Below are 16,918 nucleotides of genomic sequence, written 5' to 3' on the forward strand. Positions count from 1 at the left end.
TGTCCTCCCGTTTCTAATCCCCAAAAATTTATCCGATCAATCGTAAAATATCGTTATAGGTTACCGCAATCATCAGCAGGAACAGCATCGCAAAGCCGATGAAATGCACCAGCCCTTCCCGGTTCGGATCCACCGGCTTGCCGCGCAGCGCCTCCACGCCGAGGAAGATCAGTCTGCTTCCGTCCAGTGCCGGAATCGGCAGCAGGTTGAATATTCCCAAGTACAGGCTGAGAATCGCCGCCCAATAAGTAAGCTGGTCGATGCCCTGCTTGGCGATTTGTCCCGTGACTTCAAAGGTGCGGACCGGTCCGCCCAGATCGTCCATCGAGAACTTCTGAATCAACTGCTTAAAGCCGAGAAAGATCGCTTCGGTCGTATTGACCATGTTTTTCCCCGCCACAGTGAATGTCTCACCGAACGATGCGCTCCGCGTCGGGAAGAAGGTCACGATCGTGCTGCCCACTTTGCCGCCTTCTTCATTCTCCACGCCCCGTGGGGTGATCGCAATCGTCAGCGTTTCGTCGCCCCGCTTCACCGTCCACTCCATCGGTTTATCCTGGGAGGCCTTGATCATCTCGATCAGGCTGTTCGCATCCGTACCGATCGCGTTGCCATTAACCGATTCGATGATATCCCCCTGCTTCACGCCGGCTTCTTCCGCCGGCATGCCCTTCATTACCTCGCCGATCTCCAGATGGCTCGGATTCTCGAGCGGAATACCAGCCATTTGAATATGCAAGGCGAACAGCACGAATGCGAGAATGAAATTCATCATCGGTCCGGCAAAGATGGACAACGCCCGCTGGCCAACCGTTTTGCTGGCATACTGGCGGTCTCTCGGTGCGATCTGCGTCTCTTTGCCTTTCGCGACCATCATCGCTTGCGGATGCACACGGTAGCTCAGCGCTTCCCCGTCAACGTCCAGCTTGATCTGCAGCCGGTCCTCGAGATCGACATCCGTAACTTCGCCGCGGATGACATTCTTTCGGCTGTCGAGCCGGTCAAGATAGATTTTCTTAACTTCTTCCCCTTCCAACCGGACCGCAACGGTCTGGCCGTTCGCGATCTGCACAATCTCCGGATCTTCCCCGGCCATCCGGGCATATCCGCCAAAAGGCAGCAGCCGAAGGGTAAACTGCGTTTCGTCCCGCTTGAAGGATAGCAGTTTCGGACCAAAACCGATCGCAAACTCACGCACGAGAATCCCCGCGCGTTTGGCAAAGAAGTAATGTCCCCATTCATGCACCGTGACAATCACAAAGAACATGAGAACGGTCAAAAATATAATCTTCAGCAATTCCAATCCTAAGTCATCCTCCTTCTCGGGCACGGATCGTCCAACGTTCTTATAGATTATCATTATTCTCCGAACTGGTACAAGAGAATACCGGGATCCGTGCTTTTCCGCTTTTCGGAAAACTTTTTCCGAGGAGAACTACAAAGATCGGGCGGTCTCTCTGGCCCATCTGTCGGCTTCCCCGATCTCTTCCAAGCTCGGATCGGCCTGCACTTTATGAACGGAAAGCACGCTTTCGATGATGTGTTCAATCCGCAAAAACGGAATTTCCCTGTTTAAGAATCTCGCGACGGCGACCTCGTTGGCCGCATTGTAGACGCTCGTCGCTGTTCCTCCTATTTTACCACATTCAAAGGCCAGTCTTAAACAAGGGAAGCGAACGAAATCCATCTCACGAAAATGGAGCTGTCCCACCTCCGCCAGAGACAAACGTTTTGTGTCCGAATTCCAGCGCTGCGGATAGGTAAGCGCATATTGGATCGGTACCCGCATGTCGGGCGTACCCATCTGCGCGATCACACTGCCGTCACGATACTCAACGAAAGAGTGGACGATGCTTTCCGGATGGAGCAAAACGCCGATCCGTTCAAAATCCACTCCGAACAACCATCGGGCCTCGATCACTTCCAATCCTTTGTTGACCATCGTGGCCGAGTCGATCGTTATTTTTGCCCCCATCGACCAATTCGGATGCTTCAGCGCGTCCTCGACGGTCACGTTCCGGAGCTGCTCACGAGTAAGGTCACGGAACGATCCTCCCGATGCCGTCAGGGTCAGCCGCTCCAAGTCTTCCATCCGCTCGCCGTTCAAGCACTGGAAAATCGCCGAATGCTCACTGTCGACAGGCAGCAAAGAAACTCCCTTTTGCCTAGCGAGCTTGGTTACCAAATGACCTGCGGTCACGAGCGTCTCCTTATTCGCCAGGGCGATATGCTTGCCCTCGGAGATGGCCGCGAGCGTCGCGGGCAGTCCGGCGCTTCCTACGATCGCCGTAACGACCGTCTCCGCATCCGTTCCGGCCGCAACTTCCACAAGCCCCTCTTCCCCGTAGTACAGTTTCACTTCCGCGGGAATCAGCGGACGGACCCGGTCCGCAATCTCCTTGGTCGCCACCGAAGCTGTCTTCGGGCGGAACCGACGGACCTGTTCCACAAACAGATCGGCATTGGCACCCGCCGCCAGCCCTTCAACGGAAAATTCGCCGGGATGCTGGCTCACGACGTCCAGCGTCTGCGTGCCGATCGAGCCGGTGGAGCCGATAATTGCTATTTTCTTCATCATGCGCACCTCGCAATTTCAATTCATCAAATTACCGGCAACAGCGATAAAATATGTATGAACGGAAACACCGCGATCCAACTGTCGCACCGGTCCAAAATACCGCCGTGTCCGGGCAGCAAGCTGCCGGAATCCTTAATGCCGTATACCCGTTTGTAAGCCGATTGGATGAGATCACCCAATTGGCCGACCACCGCGGCCGATACGCCGAGCAGCAGCGCTCTGCCGATACCGAGCAGGCCGCCGGAGAACACCGCAAAGAGGATGGCGGCAATGACCGCGCACACGACGCCGCCGATGGCGCCCTCCACCGTTTTGTTCGGGCTGATCGCCGGCCACAGCTTGTGTTTGCCGAACCTGCGGCCGCTAAAATACGCCCCCGCGTCGCTGCTCCAAATCGCGGCCAGCATCAGGAACGTCCAGAACAATCCGTGGCCGTCCGGCATGCTCCGCGTTGCCGCCAGATAAGAAAAGCCCAGCCCGACATAAACCATGCCCAGAAACAGCATGGCCACCCTGGCGATCGGTGTCTCGTTTTTGGTCAGCACGGTGACGATAAGAAACAGCAGCATGAGCAGCCAAAATACCGCCATGACGCTTAAAGGCATGTCCAGTCCAAGCAGCCTCCACGGAAACACCGCGTAGAGGACGCCCACATACCCCAGTGCGGCGGTACCGCCGAAAGGCGGAACCTTCGTCATCCGCACGAACTCATAGTAACCGATCAGCGCCATCATCAGCACCAGGACATGGTACCATATCCCGCCGACAAGACAGAGGCCTAGAAATCCGCCTCCGGCCACAATTCCAGTAATCAACCGTTGCTTCAACTGTCTACACCTTCCGTCCGCTAGGATAATCCGCCATACCGCCGGGTGCGTTTCTGATACTCGGCGACGGCCGCAAACAGCTGCTCCCGTCCGAACTCAGGCCAGTACTGTTCGGTAAACCACAGTTCGCTGTACGCCGTCTGCCATAACATGAAATTGCTGAGCCTGAGCTCGCCTCCGGTACGGATCAGCAAATCGGGGTCCGGCAGATCCCCGCTGAGTAGCCGCGAGCCGATCAACTCTTGCGTAATCGCCTCCGGGTCGAGCTTGCCCGCTTGAACCTCCCGGGCGATTTGCTTGACGCTCTCGGTGATCTCGCGGTGGCTTCCGTAATTGAGCGCAAAATTCAAAATAAGTCCCGTATTATTCTTGGTCCGCTCAATCGCTTCTTCCATAGCGGCGATCGTATGGCCGGGCAGACGGTCCGTATGGCCCATCATCCGAACCTGAACATTTTTCTGGATCAATTCCTCAAGTTCCAGCGCCAAAAACTCCTGCGGCAGCGACATCAGAAAATCGACTTCTTCCTTCGGGCGCTTCCAATTTTCCGTAGAGAAGGCATAAAGCGTCAAAATAGAGATGCCGATTTCATCCGCCGCCGTGGTTGCCCGTTTGACGGCCTTCATGCCGTTCCGGTGACCGACGATCCGCGGCAATCCAAGCTTGCGCGCCCAACGGCCGTTACCGTCCATAATGATGGCGACATGCCGCGGGATATTTTCGCTTCCCTGAAGCTCTGTTGCGGAATTATTATCTTTTTTCCACCAGGACCCAAAAACTTTGTTCATCGCTTTTCCTCCAACCGGTGATGAAAAAGAGACAAAACCCCACCGTAAAAGGAGGGGCCGCTTTTGTCTCTTAAACTTCCATGATCTCTTTTTCTTTCGCAGCAAGCACTTTATCCACTTCCGCGATAAATTTATCGGTCGTTTTCTGGATATCTTCCTGGTGTCTGCGCGATTCGTCTTCAGAGATATCGGTTTTCTCCAACTTCTTAATATCGTCGTTCGCGTCGCGGCGGATGTTGCGGATGGCCACCTTCGCCTCTTCGCCGAACTTCTTCGTCATCTTGACCAATTCCACGCGGCGTTCTTCCGTAAGCGGCGGAATGGAAAGACGGATGGATGATCCGTCATTCGCCGGAGTAAGGCCAAGGTCGGATTTCAAGATCGCGCGCTCAATGTCGCTCAGGGACGATTTATCCCACGGCTGAATCATGAGGGTGCGGGAATCCGGGGTATTGATGTTGGCAAGCTGGTTGACCGGAGTCGGCGCCCCGTAATATTCAACCTGAATGCGGTCGAGCAGCGCAGGCGTCGCTCTGCCAGCCCGCAGCGTCGCAAGATCCCGTCTAAGCGCCTGGATCGCTTTGTCCATGCGTTCTTCGGCATGTTTTTTGATACTTTGCGGCATTAATCTACACTCCCTTTGACAATCGTCCCGATTTTTTCACCCAGGACGACGCGCTTGATATTCCCTTGCTCCGTGATGGCAAATACGATAAGCGGAATGTTATTGTCCATGCATAACGAGGATGCCGTCGAATCCATAACGCCCAAATTTTTGTTGAGCACGTCCAGGTAAGTGAGCACCTCGAATTTTTCGGCGGTCGGATCGACAAAAGGATCGGCCGAGTACACGCCGTCGACTTTGTTCTTCGCCATCAGAATGACATCGGCTTCGATTTCCGCGGCGCGAAGCGCTGCCGTCGTGTCGGTCGAGAAGAACGGATTGCCCGTGCCCGCGGCGAAAATCACGACTCTGCCCTTCTCCAGATGGCGGATCGCCCGGCGGCGAATGTAAGGCTCGGCGATTTGCTGCATTGCGATGGAGGTCTGTACCCGTGTAGGGACCTCGATTTGTTCGAGCGCATCCTGCAAGGCCAGCGAGTTCATTAGAGTGGCCAGCATCCCCATATAGTCCGCCGTGGCGCGGTCAATCCCTTTGGCGCTGCCCGCGATTCCCCGCCAAATGTTGCCGCCTCCGCATACGATGGCGACTTCGACTCCGAGCTCGACAACTTCTTTCACCTGCTGCGCAATCGACGAAATCGTCTCGGCATCGATACCGTATCCACTTTGTCCGGCAAGCGATTCACCGCTGACCTTCAAGACAACGCGCTTATAAACTGGCTGTTTCAAATGTATACCTCCACTATAAATCTCCCCTTTTGTTCAAAAAACGAAAAAAGGGCGTTTGGTTAAAAAAGAAGGAACACGGCGTGTTCCAACTATTTAAACGTACATTGCTGCGTAACGTATTTATTTATGTTTTTGTTTAGCTTATTGCTTCACTTGGGACATAACTTCTTCAACGAAATTGTCCACTTTTTTCTCCAAGCCTTCTCCCAGTTCATAACGAACGAAGCGGCGGATGGAGATATTTTCGCCGATGGTGCTGATTTTCTCATTGACCAGTTGGGCGATCGTTTTGTCCGGATCTTTAACGAACGCTTGCTCCAGCAAACAGAACTCTTCATAATATTTGCCGATGCGGCCTTCGACCATTTTTTCGACGATTTTTTCCGGCTTGCCTTCGTTCAGGGCTTGAGCCTTCAAAATTTCTTTTTCCTTTTCCACTTCTTCTTGCGGTACTTCTTCACGGCGAACATAGCGCGGGCTCATAGCCGCGATGTGCATGGCGATGTCGCGGGCGAATTCCTTGAATTGATCCGTTTTGGCCACAAAGTCGGTTTCGCAGTTGATTTCAACCAGTACGCCGATTCGGCCGCCGGCATGAATATAAGATTCGACAACACCTTCCGTTGCCACGCGTCCGGCTTTGTTTGCCGCGGCAGCCAGACCTTTCTCGCGGAGAAGTTCCGTCGCTTTCGTCAAATCCCCGTTTGCTTCTTCAAGCGCTTTTTTGCAGTCCAGCATGCCTGCTCCGGTTTTTTCGCGCAGTTCTTTTACGGATTTTGCATCAACAGCCATGTTTTAATTACCTCCACATTAGAATTGGAATACATTCACCATCAAATAACTCTCAAAAAAAGGGCAGTGAGAGGTTATGCACCTACCAACCACCCTTTTTCATTTAATTTCAAAGGTTATACGGAACGAAGGCTTAAGCGGTCGTTTGCTCGCCTTGGTTCGCTTCGATTACGGCATCCGCCATTTTGCTGGTAAGCAGTTTAACCGCGCGGATCGCGTCGTCGTTACCAGGAATCACGTAGTCGATTTCATCCGGATCGCAGTTCGTATCGACGATACCTACGATTGGGATACCCAATTTGCGGGCTTCGGCTACCGCAATGCGTTCTTTGCGCGGATCGATGACGAACAGAGCGCTTGGCAAGCCCTTCATGTTCTTGATCCCGCCGAGGAATTTCTCGAGGCGATCTTTCTCCTTGCGGAGAATGATAACTTCTTTCTTAGGCAGAACGCCGAAAGTGCCGTCCTCTTCCCAAGTTTCAAGCTGTTTCAAGCGGTCGATCCGTTTTTGGATCGTTTGGAAGTTGGTCAGCGTACCGCCGAGCCAGCGTTGGTTAATGTAGACTTGACCAGCGCGTTCCGCTTCTTCCTTCACGGAGTCTTGAGCTTGTTTCTTCGTGCCCACGAACAGAATGGTGCCATTCTCTTCGGCGATGCTCTTAACGAAGTTATAAGCTTCTTCGACTTTCTTGACCGTTTTTTGCAGGTCGATAATGTAAATACCGTTTCTTTCGGTGAAGATATAACGATCCATTTTCGGATTCCAACGACGAGTTTGGTGTCCGAAGTGAACCCCTGCTTCAAGCAGTTGTTTCATGGAAATTACTGCCATCTTCACGCACCTCCTAGTTTGGTTTTTTTGATGCTTCCTCCGCCTGTGTCATCTTCCGCCAAGACTCCCTGCAAGGGAGCACCCTTCGCGCAATCAACATGCGTGCGTTATAACACCGTCATTTAATATACCATAAGTAAAAAGGCGATGCAACCGCAGTTTATTGCTTGTACCCGCAACTTTGCGCCATAATTTCCCGAACCCATAAATCCCCGCAAAAAAAGCTCCCGGTCAGGAGCTCGTCTCAAAGTATGCCGGCTTTAGACTAATCTGCGGCACCCGGCGATATTTTGGCGATGATCGAGTCGTAATCTTCCCCGACTTGAAAAGTAAATGTACCCGTACGCACTTTACTGTTGATCTTTCTTTTTTTCGCTTCCTGCAAAAAGGCGTCCTTGTCGCTGATGACTCCCGATTGGAACAACCCTTCCGCCACAGCCGTCAGCGTACTGCCGTAGGCGATTTTATATTCCACGGAAGCCTGCTTCGGTTCCGTTGGCTCGGGCGGAGCAGCCGTCTCCGGTACGGCATCGACTCCGGGTTTGTCAAGCGCCTCGGGAGCCTGCGGCTCGGCCGGCGTATCCGGTGTGTCGGGAACGGGAATGTCCGTTTGCTCGGCTTCCTGCCCCGCTTCGGCTTGACCCTCCTCGGTCTTCGCTCTCCATTCTTCCTCGGTAAGCAGCTCCTGGTCGCTTTCTACCACCTTCAAATTCAGGGAAGCCGCCGCCTGCTCGACCTGCTTCTTCGTCTGCAGCCCGCTTCCTTGCCCTTGTCCGATCATCATGACTTGCAGCAGCAAGGCTCCCGCAATGAGTCCGCTTCCAAGGCCAAGCATAAACTGGCGATTCCGGATCATAGGGATTCCTCCCTCTTGGCAAGCTGAAGAATGAGCTGCACTTCCCCGCGCTGAAGGCCGACGGTCTTGGCGATCGTATCGATTGATTTCCCTTTGGCGTACAGATCAAACAGTTCGGGATATCTGTCCTTAACCGTTTCCGGTGCTTCCGATTCTTCGGCCGCGTCTTCAACGGCCGTTTGCTCGGCTTCCGAAACAGTTTCTTCTATAGATGACGGTGCCGCTTCTACAGGTTCCTCGGCCTGCGTTACGGCACCGGACCCGGAATCGCCGCCCGGTACATTCACGGATGTCTGCTCCAATTGTTCCAAGCGCGATGCACCCTGCCGCGCGGTATATTCGACTTCGGAAAGCCGCTGCCGCAGCTCCGTGAGCATTTCCTGCTGCGCGAGCTGCTTGGACGTAAAATCCTGCTTCATCTGCGCCACGAGATCGATCAGTTCCTCGTTCTCTTTTTCGATCTCCGCCATGTACTGCTCCAATGTCGCCTCCAGCTCGCCGGCATCGCCCCGGTTTGCCGCGGCTGCGTTCTTGCGTGTCGGAAGAAGCAGGGCATACACCAGCGCGGCCGCACCCAGAAGTACGACATAAAACCATGGATCTGAAAATGACAATGTAATCCTCACCTTTTGCTGTATAAATAAACTAGAGAGACAAATCGATATGATGCCCTTTGTAAGGATGTTCGGCCGGATGCTTCTGTTCTTTCTCCTGATCCTCCGTCTGGTCGCCATGGGAAGCTTGTCCCTGACGCTCGCCTTGAGGGTCTCCATCCCGTTTCACGGTGCGATTCTGTGCGCTTTCGTCAACGATTGCGCTCCGCTGACGCTGCTGCTCATGTTGCTTGATATTTTCCGCGGAGAGTAAGCTTTGATCGATCAGAGGCCGCTGCTGTACTTCATGCTGAATGCGTCCCGCCTCGTTCGTACGGGGAACGGCGATTTGCATTTCCACAGCTTTCAAGTTCATGGGATCACCTCATCGTTTCAATCGACATAACTCCTAGACATAAGGCGACATGGAAATGTCCCCTTCCAAGAAATAGAACGACATCCGGGAGATCGGCTCTTTAATGTACTTGGTATACCGACCGATAACAATTTTGGAGCCGCCGTAGATCATTTTCAGGACATCCACCCGCGCTTTTCCGGTATCCTCCAGCGCCTTCTCGATATTCAGCATCCGCTCTTTCAAATCGTTGATTTCCTTAAGATGCAATTTCTTGGTCATATTCAGCTTGGCGCGCATTTCCACTTTATCCGGCGTAAGCTTGCCCAAAGAGGCAAGCTGGTCAAGCAGAGTCAGCGCCTTCTCCGACTTATCGAGGTTCGCCATAATGTCTTTCACCTGCTGGCGCAAATCGACCAGTTCATTGCGCAGCTCCGGCAGGGCGCCAACCTCGATAGACGTCGTTGTCGACATCGGGTTGCCGATGATCCGGGCGGTGACTTTCTCGCCGGCCTGAATGCTTCCGCCGACGATCAACCCTTTCGTACCGCTGCAAATAACGTCTCTGCCCGCACGGATATTGGAATGCATAATGCTCTGCGTGACGATGACATCCTCGCCGGCCAACACGTTTCCGTCTTGAATGAAGGAGCTTTTGACCGATTTTCCGGCTTTGATCAAGCCTTTGTTATAGCCGATGATGCCCCCGGTAATCTCGATGGAGCCTTCCGAATGCAGCTCCGCCCCTTCCACTCCGCCGACAACACGAATATCCCCGGCCGCGCTGACTTTGAAACCGGTCAGAACATTGCCGCGGATAACGACCGTGCCGACGAAATCGATATTTCCCGTGCTGTAATCGACATTTCCGTTGACTTCATAGACGGGGAACACATTCAGCTTGCCTTTGTCGGTCTGGGTAACCAGGCCGTCAATCGCTGCATAGAGCGCGGTTTGCTCGGGATTCAGCACCACGTTTTTCCCGATTTTGAATCTGGCTTCTTTTCCCGGCTTATTCGGGATTGGCTCCCCTGTCACGGCGGTTCCCGGCCGTCCTGGGAGCGGAGGAACTAATTCGGCAATCAGCTGCCCTTTTCGAACATTGTTCAACCGGGTGACTTCCTTATAATCGACTTTTCCGTCATCGGTTTCGAGCGGCTGGTATCTGATGTCTTCTTCCATAGGAACCGCATACCGGATCTTGCCGTCTTCTCCCTGCTGAGGCTCCACCCCGATCGCGATCGGGGTTTTGCTGTAAAAGTATTCCCGCGGGTTGATCACAAACCGCTTCACGATATCTTCCTGGATACCGTAATTCAAGCCTTCGGAACGCAAAAAATGTTGAAGCGCTTCAAGGGTGCAGGAGAATTCTTCATCTTTCTTCGCAAACTGCAAGTAGGCAACCGTCTTGTCGTCGTTGATTGTGACACTAAGAATCTGCCGTAACTCATCCGTGTATTCCATCAGCCGTTCCTCCTTCCATCTTCCTAATAGAAATAAGCCCTTAATCCTCCCGCATCAGCAAATCTCGCTGTTTTTCCAAGCTGCCGCGGAGCCGCAGAATCGCCTTGGAATGCAGTTGGGAAATTCGGGAGGGCGACAGCGACATCACTTCGGCAATTTCGCTTAAAGATAAATCTTCATAATATAACAGAGAAACAACCGTGCGTTCTTTCTCCGTCAATTTTTCGATCCCTTTGGCCAGCGATTCCCGCAAATAGAACTCCTGTACTTTATAATCGGGGTTCTTGGCTTTATCGTCAATAAGCAAACTTAGCCGCGTCTCCGATTCTTCTTCACGGATCGGGTCTTCCAGAGAGCAGATCGTCATGACGGCAACCTCCTGAAGCATGCTCTGAAATTCCTTTTCGCTGATATTTAAATGCTCGCTCATTTCAGCGTCCGTGACGGTTCGAAGATATTGCTGCTCAAGCTGCTGATAACTTTCTTCAATTTTTTTGGCCTTCTCCCTAACGGAACGGGGGACCCAGTCCCCCTGGCGCAGTCCGTCTAAGATAGCTCCCCTGACTCTCCAGGAAGCGTATGTTTCAAACTGAAGGCCGCGTTTGTAATCGAATTTCTCCACCGCATCGATCAGTCCCATTACGCCGTTGCTGGATAAATCGTCTTTTGAAACATTCTTGGGCAAACCGACAGCCAGACGTCCCGAAACGTAGTCGACAATATGCAGATATTTCTCGATAAGTTGTTTCTTGGCCTCCAAATCGCCGTGTTCTTTCCATCTTTCCCAAACATCGGCATAGTTCAGAGGGGATGTCTTCTGCTCGTTCACTTGCCTTCACCCTCCTTAGTTTTCTGTCAGGTGACGAACGGCCTTGGCCAGTTCTTCCGGATCTTTATCGCCATCGCCCTGGGTTTTAACCAATTTCGGCGGTTGGAGCGGCGTAAACTCTTCGCCCTGTTGCCCGTTATCCGGAGTTTGCTTCAATAAATCAATCAATTCGTCGTTCTGATCGGGCGTAGTTATATCGAGACTGCTTCCTATTTCCTCTTCATCCAGCTTGGCCGCTAGCTCCTTAACGTCCGGCGGAGTCTCCTGTTCCTTGAGGAAATTGATGACCCAGCCTGCCGCATAGCTCAGCGCAAACCAAGCTGCAAACCCAATAAGCCCCCGGAACAAACTCGTCGTAAACAAGTTGTTTCCGGCCGATACCGCATAAGTGACTAAAAAGCCGATAAAACCGAACAAAAAATAGATGCGAATTTTTCCAGACATGGCTACAATTCCTTTATACCCATTTGTACACTGCGTATGAATAAAATACCCGTTTCACAGTTAAGCTCTATCGTTCTTCCGAAATTCCCCCCCGTATCTTCGGCAACCAGCGGAATACCGAGCTCGGTGAGCATCGTTTTACATGATTCCACGTTTCGCGGTCCGATTCGCATCGAATCCCCGGTTCCCGCAAACGTAAACATTTGCGACCCGCCGGCCATTTTGGCGACGAGCCTGCCCTGCGAAGCGCCGAGCGAGAGCAGCCGCCCGAGCAATTCGGGAATCGCGGTATCCGCATATTTAGCGATGTTGAGGGCTCCTTCTCTGGCGATTTCGGAAGAGGGAAGCATGACATGCGCAAGGCCCGCCAGCTTCAGCATGGGATCATACAATGTTACCCCGACACAAGATCCCAGCCCGGTAGTGCGAATCAAGCCCTGGCCGCGAATGACGTTTAAATCCGCCATGCCGACCTTAACGATATGCTGCTCGTCGATCATGGCTCGGTCGGTACTCCCAAAGCGGCGAAAATTTTGGCAAAGGACTCGGGGTCTGGTATGAGGAAAAATTGTCCTTCCACCTCGTGTTGGCCTTCGATAAAGGTCGTGTCGATCAGCAGGGCGGAATCACCCATTTCTCCGAATTGCAGCAAACCGTAACTTAGAATGGCACCGGCCATATCCAGCGCCAGCGCCGGGACGGTCGGTGTCATCGAGAGCGAGGTGAAATCGGCCAGAGAGGAAATGTAAGAGCCCGCCAAAATATTGCCGATCTCCGACAAAGCGGACCATTCCATCTCCGAAAAGCTGTCCTCGCTTTCGACTTGGATCCCGGCCAGCCGGTGCAGCAGCTTCTTGGCCGCTTCGGGAGTGAGGATAAAGAACAAATTGCTCGGCGTATCCCCCACTACCCGAAAGAAAACGGCCAATACGACCTTCTCGGCACCGCCCACCCGTTCGGCCACCGCTTCGAACGGCAGCATCTGAACTTTGGGAACCGCCATGTCGATCGGCTTGTCCAGCAGTCTGGAAAGTGCGGTGGCCGCGTTTCCGGCACCGATATTCCCGACCTCTTTCAATACGTCCATTTTAAATTCCTCAAAGTTCTTGAACAGATCCACGTTTTATCCCTCTAAGCTTTCCAATTGAATGATTTCGCTGCGGTTCAGCACTTCCGACAAATTCAGCATCACGAGCAAGCGCTCGTCGGACAACCGGGCCACGCCCTGCAGGTATTTCGCTTTCACACCGCCGACAACATCCGGAGGAGTATCGATCGAATCCGTATTCAGATCGATGACATCGTTGGCCGAATCGACGATAAACCCGACTTCCAACTCGTTAGCCGCAACGATAATAATCCGGGTTTGGTCCGTATGCTCCGCCTCGGGAAGTCCGAAACGGCCGCGCAGATCGATGACCGGAATTACAACGCCGCGCAGATTGATGACCCCCTTGACAAAAGAAAAGGTTTTGGGCACGCGGGTGATCGGCATCATACGCTCGATCGTTTGGACCTTGTCCACTTCGATGCCGTATTCCTCTTGACCCAGCTTGAAAACGATGACTTTAATTTCCTCTCCCATGGAAAATCCCTCCTTAATAGTCCCGTCCCGAACACCTATGTCCGTCCGGTTAAAACATCATGTTATTTAATGAAAGCGTTCGGATCGACGATGAGCGCGACTTGGCCGTCTCCCAGAATGGTTGCACCGGCTACGCCCTGGATGGACGGCAAATATTTGCCGAGATTCTTGATGACAATTTCGTTTTGCCCGATAAAGTCCTCCACCGTAAGCGCGGCGAGACGCTCGCCTTTGCGAACGACGACGATTTCCGACTCTTCCTCGGACTGCTCGTCAAAATCCCGTACGTCAAACAACTGCGCCAAAGACATTAACGGAATATGGGTATCGCGGTACGGAATCATCGTGTAGCCGTGTACTTTGCGGATTTGGTCGCGTTTGATCAATCCCGTTTCCACAATGGAGGAGAGCGGAATCGCATATTTCTCCGAACCGACCTTGAGCAGCATCGCCGAGATGATCGATAAGGTTAATGGGAGCTGGACGGAGAATTTCGTCCCCTTGCCAAGCTTCGACTCGACCGACACCACCCCGCTGAGCGATTCGATCTTCGATTTGACCACATCGAGGCCGACGCCGCGTCCGGAAATGTCGGAAATTACCTCGGCCGTACTGAAGCCCGGCGCGAACAGCAGCATATAGATCTGCTCGTCGCTCATGGTTGCGGCTTCGGCCTCCGAGACGACTCCGTTTTTCAACGCTTTCGCCAACACCTTGTCACGGTCGATGCCGTGTCCGTCGTCCTCGATTTCGATAAATACATGGTTGCCGCTGTGGAAGGCGCGCAAATTGACCGTTCCGGTTTCCGGTTTGCCTGCGGCGATCCGTTCCGCGAGCGACTCCACACCGTGGTCCACGGCGTTCCGCAGCAAATGCACCAGCGGGTCGCCGATCTCGTCGATCACCGTCCGGTCAAGCTCCGTTTCGGCGCCGACGATGATCAGGTCAATCTTCTTGTCCAGCGATTTGGCCAGGTCGCGAACCATCCGCGGAAACCGGTTGAATACCGTATCGATCGGCACCATCCGTAGTTTAAGCACGATATTTTGCAGGTCGCTGCCGACCCGGCTCATATGCTCTACCGTTTCGGTCAGATCGGTCCGTTTGACCTCGTGCGCCAACTGCTCCAGACGCGAGCGGTCGATCAGCAGCTCGCTAAGCAGATTCATCAGCACATCGAGCCGGTCGATATCGACCCGGATCGTTCTCGAAGGAGCGTTCGCGCCGCCTGCCGGGCGTCCGCCGCTCTTGCCGTTTTCCGGCTTGGCCGCCTTGCTGGCCTCCGGCTTCGCGGCTTCGCTCGCGGCCGGTTCCGCGACGGCCGCCGCAGATGCGGTTTCTTTTTTGCCCGAACTAAGCTGTCCTAGTGTTTCATGATCCAACAGCATCACTTCGGCCGAATCGATTTCGGATAGATTTATAATCATGCTTTGAAGTTCGGCAGCCTCTTTTTGCGTTATGTAATATAGTGAAAAGCTGCGGTCGAATTGTTCCTGTTCGATCTCCTGCACGGAAGGAAAGGATTTCACAATTTCCCCGTAGCGCTCAAGAAGGTCGAATACGAGGTAAGCCCGCGCGGCCTTCAGTTGGCAATCCTCGCGGACGGCAACGGAGATATGCATCACTTTATGGCCTTCGGCGATCGATTGTTCGAGTACGGAGAATTGGTATTCGTCCAATTGAATCGCCGCCGCGCTGGCGGCACCGCTTGCCGCCGAAGCCTGAGCCCCCGCCCCTTGGCCGGCCGGTGAAGCGTCGCCGCGTACAATCGCCTGCAGGGAAGCTACAATGGAGCTGACGTCCGCTTTCCCGTCTCCCCCTTGAGTGATATCCTGAACCATCGCTTGCAGAGCATCCAGGCTTTGGAACAGCGTATCAAAGATAAAGTCCTGCATTTTCAGCTTTTCGTTACGCACCAGGTCCAGCACGTTTTCCATTTGATGCGTAAGTGAGGACAAATCCTCAAAGCCCATTGTCGCAGCCATCCCCTTCAGGGTATGGGCGGACCGGAAGATCACTTGGACGATTCCGAGATCTTCGGGGTTGTTCTCAAGCTCCAGCATATTTTCGTTTAATGATTGCAAGTGATCATTCGACTCATCGATAAACATGGATAAATATTGGTTCATGTCCATGGTGAGGCACCTCCTTCAAGAGATTCCGATTATTTCACAACTTGTGCAAGTCTGGACCCGATCTCATAGAGCGGCAAAATTTGTCCGACGCAGCCGAGCTCGACCGCCGATCTCGGCATGCCGTATACGACGCAGGTCTCCTCGCTCTCGGCGATCGTCGAGACGGCGCCGGCATCGCGCAGACGCTTCATGCTTCTGGCGCCATCGCTGCCCATTCCGGTCAAGAGGACCGCGTGCCGCTTCAGCATTCCCAAAGGCAGGAGCGAATCGAACAGAACATCCACGGAGGGCCTATGCCCGTTCCGGGGCTCCTGATCTGTCAGAGAGAGCTTGAAGGTTCCGTCCGAAGCGGGAACTACATTCAAATGGCGTCCGCCTGGAGCGACATAGGCCGTCCCCGCCTGAAGCCTCATACCGTCCTCGGCCTCCACCACCGTCAGCTCGCTCAGGCTGTTCAGGCGCTGAGCCAGCGATTTGGTGAAGTTCGGCGGCATATGCTGCACGATGACGATCGGGGCCGGGAAGGAACCCGGCAGCTTCTCCAGCACGGCTTTCAAAGCTTTCGGTCCGCCGGTTGAAGTGCCGATCGCCACGAGATCGGTGAAGCTTGTCCGGCGCGTATCCGCAGACGGCTTCTGGCGCTGCGGCGGGGCGGCCATACCCTCGGACGCCCCGTTTGCCTGCGGCAGCTTGCCAAGCCGTTTGACCGGCTTGTTTGCCCCCGCCGCCGCCGAAGTCGCCTCCGCTGGAGGAATCGCCCGCCGCTCCGGCGGCTTCGCCTCCCGCGGAGGCTTCGCCGGTCCGGCTTCCGCCGCGGCGGCCGGGCTGCCGGAGGAACCCGGCCTTGTCCCCGCCGCCGGACGCGGCTTGGAAATCTCCGGCGCCGCACTCCGCTTCAGGCGGCTGTCTCCGTTTCCGGCCCCGGAGGGAAGCTTGGCCGCGCTCTTGGGCTGAGCCCGCCCGCTATTCGCGGCGTCCGGGCGCAAGGCCGGGGGCTTAGTCCCGCCTCCGCCCCCGGTTGCGGGTGGAAGCCGCTCCGGCCTCTTGGCCTCCAAGGCCGCGATTCTCGCCTCCCGCCGTTCTTTGGCCGCCATGGCCGCCCGCATTTGCTCCCGCAGCTCCTTGCCGACCTGTTCGATATCATGCGAACTGGTCGACGCCGAGGGCTTGCGGATAAAGTCGAAAGCGCCCAGTTCCAAGGCCATGATCGTTTCGCGCATTCCTTGCTCGTTGATGCCCGACAGCATAATGACCGGCAAAGGATGGCGCTTCATAATGACCTTTAAAGCGTCAAGTCCGTTCAATTCCGGCATTTCGACATCAAGGGTCACGAGGTCCGGTGAAAGCTTTTCGATAAGTTCGACCGCTTCACGCCCGTTCCTTGCCGTACCCTCCACTTTGAAATCCGGATCCTGTTCGATGAGATCGGATACGATCTTGCGCATGAACGCCGAATCGTCAACCACCATCACCCGATAAGGCATATT

General features: G+C 54.2%; 19 protein-coding genes. All 19 read right to left on the reverse strand.

Translation table 11 applies throughout. The features are described from left to right. Window positions 1–28 precede the first annotated feature (28 nt). The 19 genes from rseP to V3851_RS05050 all read right to left on the reverse strand — a co-directional run bounded on the left by rseP (window position 29) and on the right by V3851_RS05050 (window position 16,915). Window positions 29–1,303, reverse strand: coding sequence for an RIP metalloprotease RseP (gene rseP / locus V3851_RS04960; protein WP_331845415.1), 1,275 nt, complete (start codon window positions 1,301–1,303; stop codon window positions 29–31). Between the two features lie 132 nt (window positions 1,304–1,435). Continuing rightward, window positions 1,436–2,575 (reverse strand): 1-deoxy-D-xylulose-5-phosphate reductoisomerase, encoded by a 1,140-nt coding sequence (locus V3851_RS04965; RefSeq protein ID WP_331845416.1) that lies wholly within the window; start codon window positions 2,573–2,575, stop codon window positions 1,436–1,438. A gap of 26 nt (window positions 2,576–2,601) precedes the next feature. Continuing rightward, window positions 2,602–3,405, reverse strand: a complete 804-nt coding sequence (locus V3851_RS04970; RefSeq protein ID WP_331845417.1) for a phosphatidate cytidylyltransferase — start codon at window positions 3,403–3,405, stop codon at window positions 2,602–2,604. A gap of 20 nt (window positions 3,406–3,425) precedes the next feature. Then, window positions 3,426–4,193 carry an isoprenyl transferase gene (locus V3851_RS04975; protein WP_331845418.1) on the reverse strand — a complete coding sequence of 256 codons (768 nt, stop codon included), beginning with the start codon at window positions 4,191–4,193 and terminating at the stop codon, window positions 3,426–3,428. A 70-nt stretch (window positions 4,194–4,263) separates the two neighbouring features. Then, complete coding sequence (gene frr, locus V3851_RS04980) at window positions 4,264–4,818, reverse strand: ribosome recycling factor (RefSeq protein ID WP_331845419.1); 555 nt, start codon at window positions 4,816–4,818, stop codon at window positions 4,264–4,266. Then, a complete protein-coding gene (gene pyrH, locus V3851_RS04985; RefSeq protein ID WP_331845420.1) occupies window positions 4,818–5,546 on the reverse strand; it encodes a UMP kinase in 729 nt (242 codons plus the stop codon). The genes frr and pyrH overlap by 1 nt, the downstream gene beginning before the upstream one ends. A gap of 141 nt (window positions 5,547–5,687) precedes the next feature. Then, window positions 5,688–6,338 (reverse strand): translation elongation factor Ts, encoded by a 651-nt coding sequence (gene tsf, locus V3851_RS04990; RefSeq protein ID WP_331845421.1) that lies wholly within the window; start codon window positions 6,336–6,338, stop codon window positions 5,688–5,690. Window positions 6,339–6,471: 133 nt separating this feature from the next. Beyond that, window positions 6,472–7,170: a 30S ribosomal protein S2 gene (gene rpsB / locus V3851_RS04995; protein WP_331845422.1), complete on the reverse strand. Its 699-nt coding sequence runs from the start codon at window positions 7,168–7,170 to the stop codon at window positions 6,472–6,474. Between the two features lie 265 nt (window positions 7,171–7,435). Further along, window positions 7,436–8,026: a hypothetical protein gene (locus tag V3851_RS05000; RefSeq protein ID WP_331845423.1), complete on the reverse strand. Its 591-nt coding sequence runs from the start codon at window positions 8,024–8,026 to the stop codon at window positions 7,436–7,438. Continuing rightward, entirely contained in the window at window positions 8,023–8,640 is a 618-nt protein-coding gene (locus V3851_RS05005) for a DUF6115 domain-containing protein (protein ID WP_331845424.1), read from the reverse strand. The genes V3851_RS05000 and V3851_RS05005 overlap by 4 nt, the downstream gene beginning before the upstream one ends. A gap of 31 nt (window positions 8,641–8,671) precedes the next feature. Next, on the reverse strand, window positions 8,672–8,995 hold the full coding sequence (locus V3851_RS05010) for a hypothetical protein (RefSeq protein WP_331845425.1): 324 nt from the start codon (window positions 8,993–8,995) through the stop codon (window positions 8,672–8,674). 33 nt (window positions 8,996–9,028) lie between these two features. After that, window positions 9,029–10,438 carry a DUF342 domain-containing protein gene (locus V3851_RS05015; RefSeq protein ID WP_331845426.1) on the reverse strand — a complete coding sequence of 470 codons (1,410 nt, stop codon included), beginning with the start codon at window positions 10,436–10,438 and terminating at the stop codon, window positions 9,029–9,031. 40 nt (window positions 10,439–10,478) lie between these two features. After that, window positions 10,479–11,267: a FliA/WhiG family RNA polymerase sigma factor gene (locus V3851_RS05020; protein WP_331845427.1), complete on the reverse strand. Its 789-nt coding sequence runs from the start codon at window positions 11,265–11,267 to the stop codon at window positions 10,479–10,481. Window positions 11,268–11,282: 15 nt separating this feature from the next. After that, the gene (locus V3851_RS05025; protein WP_331845428.1) at window positions 11,283–11,711 is read right to left on the reverse strand and encodes a hypothetical protein; all 429 of its coding nucleotides are present in this window, start codon (window positions 11,709–11,711) and stop codon (window positions 11,283–11,285) included. A 2-nt stretch (window positions 11,712–11,713) separates the two neighbouring features. Beyond that, complete coding sequence (locus tag V3851_RS05030; RefSeq protein WP_331845429.1) at window positions 11,714–12,211, reverse strand: chemotaxis protein CheD; 498 nt, start codon at window positions 12,209–12,211, stop codon at window positions 11,714–11,716. Then, on the reverse strand, window positions 12,208–12,798 hold the full coding sequence (locus V3851_RS05035) for a chemotaxis protein CheC (RefSeq protein WP_414859268.1): 591 nt from the start codon (window positions 12,796–12,798) through the stop codon (window positions 12,208–12,210). Before V3851_RS05035 ends, V3851_RS05030 begins: the two co-directional genes overlap by 4 nt. Window positions 12,799–12,834: 36 nt before the next feature. After that, window positions 12,835–13,296: a chemotaxis protein CheW gene (locus V3851_RS05040; RefSeq protein WP_331845431.1), complete on the reverse strand. Its 462-nt coding sequence runs from the start codon at window positions 13,294–13,296 to the stop codon at window positions 12,835–12,837. A gap of 62 nt (window positions 13,297–13,358) precedes the next feature. Continuing rightward, window positions 13,359–15,431: a chemotaxis protein CheA gene (locus tag V3851_RS05045; RefSeq protein WP_331845432.1), complete on the reverse strand. Its 2,073-nt coding sequence runs from the start codon at window positions 15,429–15,431 to the stop codon at window positions 13,359–13,361. A gap of 29 nt (window positions 15,432–15,460) precedes the next feature. Continuing rightward, window positions 15,461–16,915 (reverse strand): protein-glutamate methylesterase/protein-glutamine glutaminase, encoded by a 1,455-nt coding sequence (locus V3851_RS05050; protein WP_331845433.1) that lies wholly within the window; start codon window positions 16,913–16,915, stop codon window positions 15,461–15,463. Window positions 16,916–16,918 lie beyond the last annotated feature (3 nt).

The organism is Paenibacillus haidiansis, from assembly GCF_036553665.1.
Lineage (GTDB): Bacteria > Bacillota > Bacilli > Paenibacillales > Paenibacillaceae > Fontibacillus > Fontibacillus haidiansis.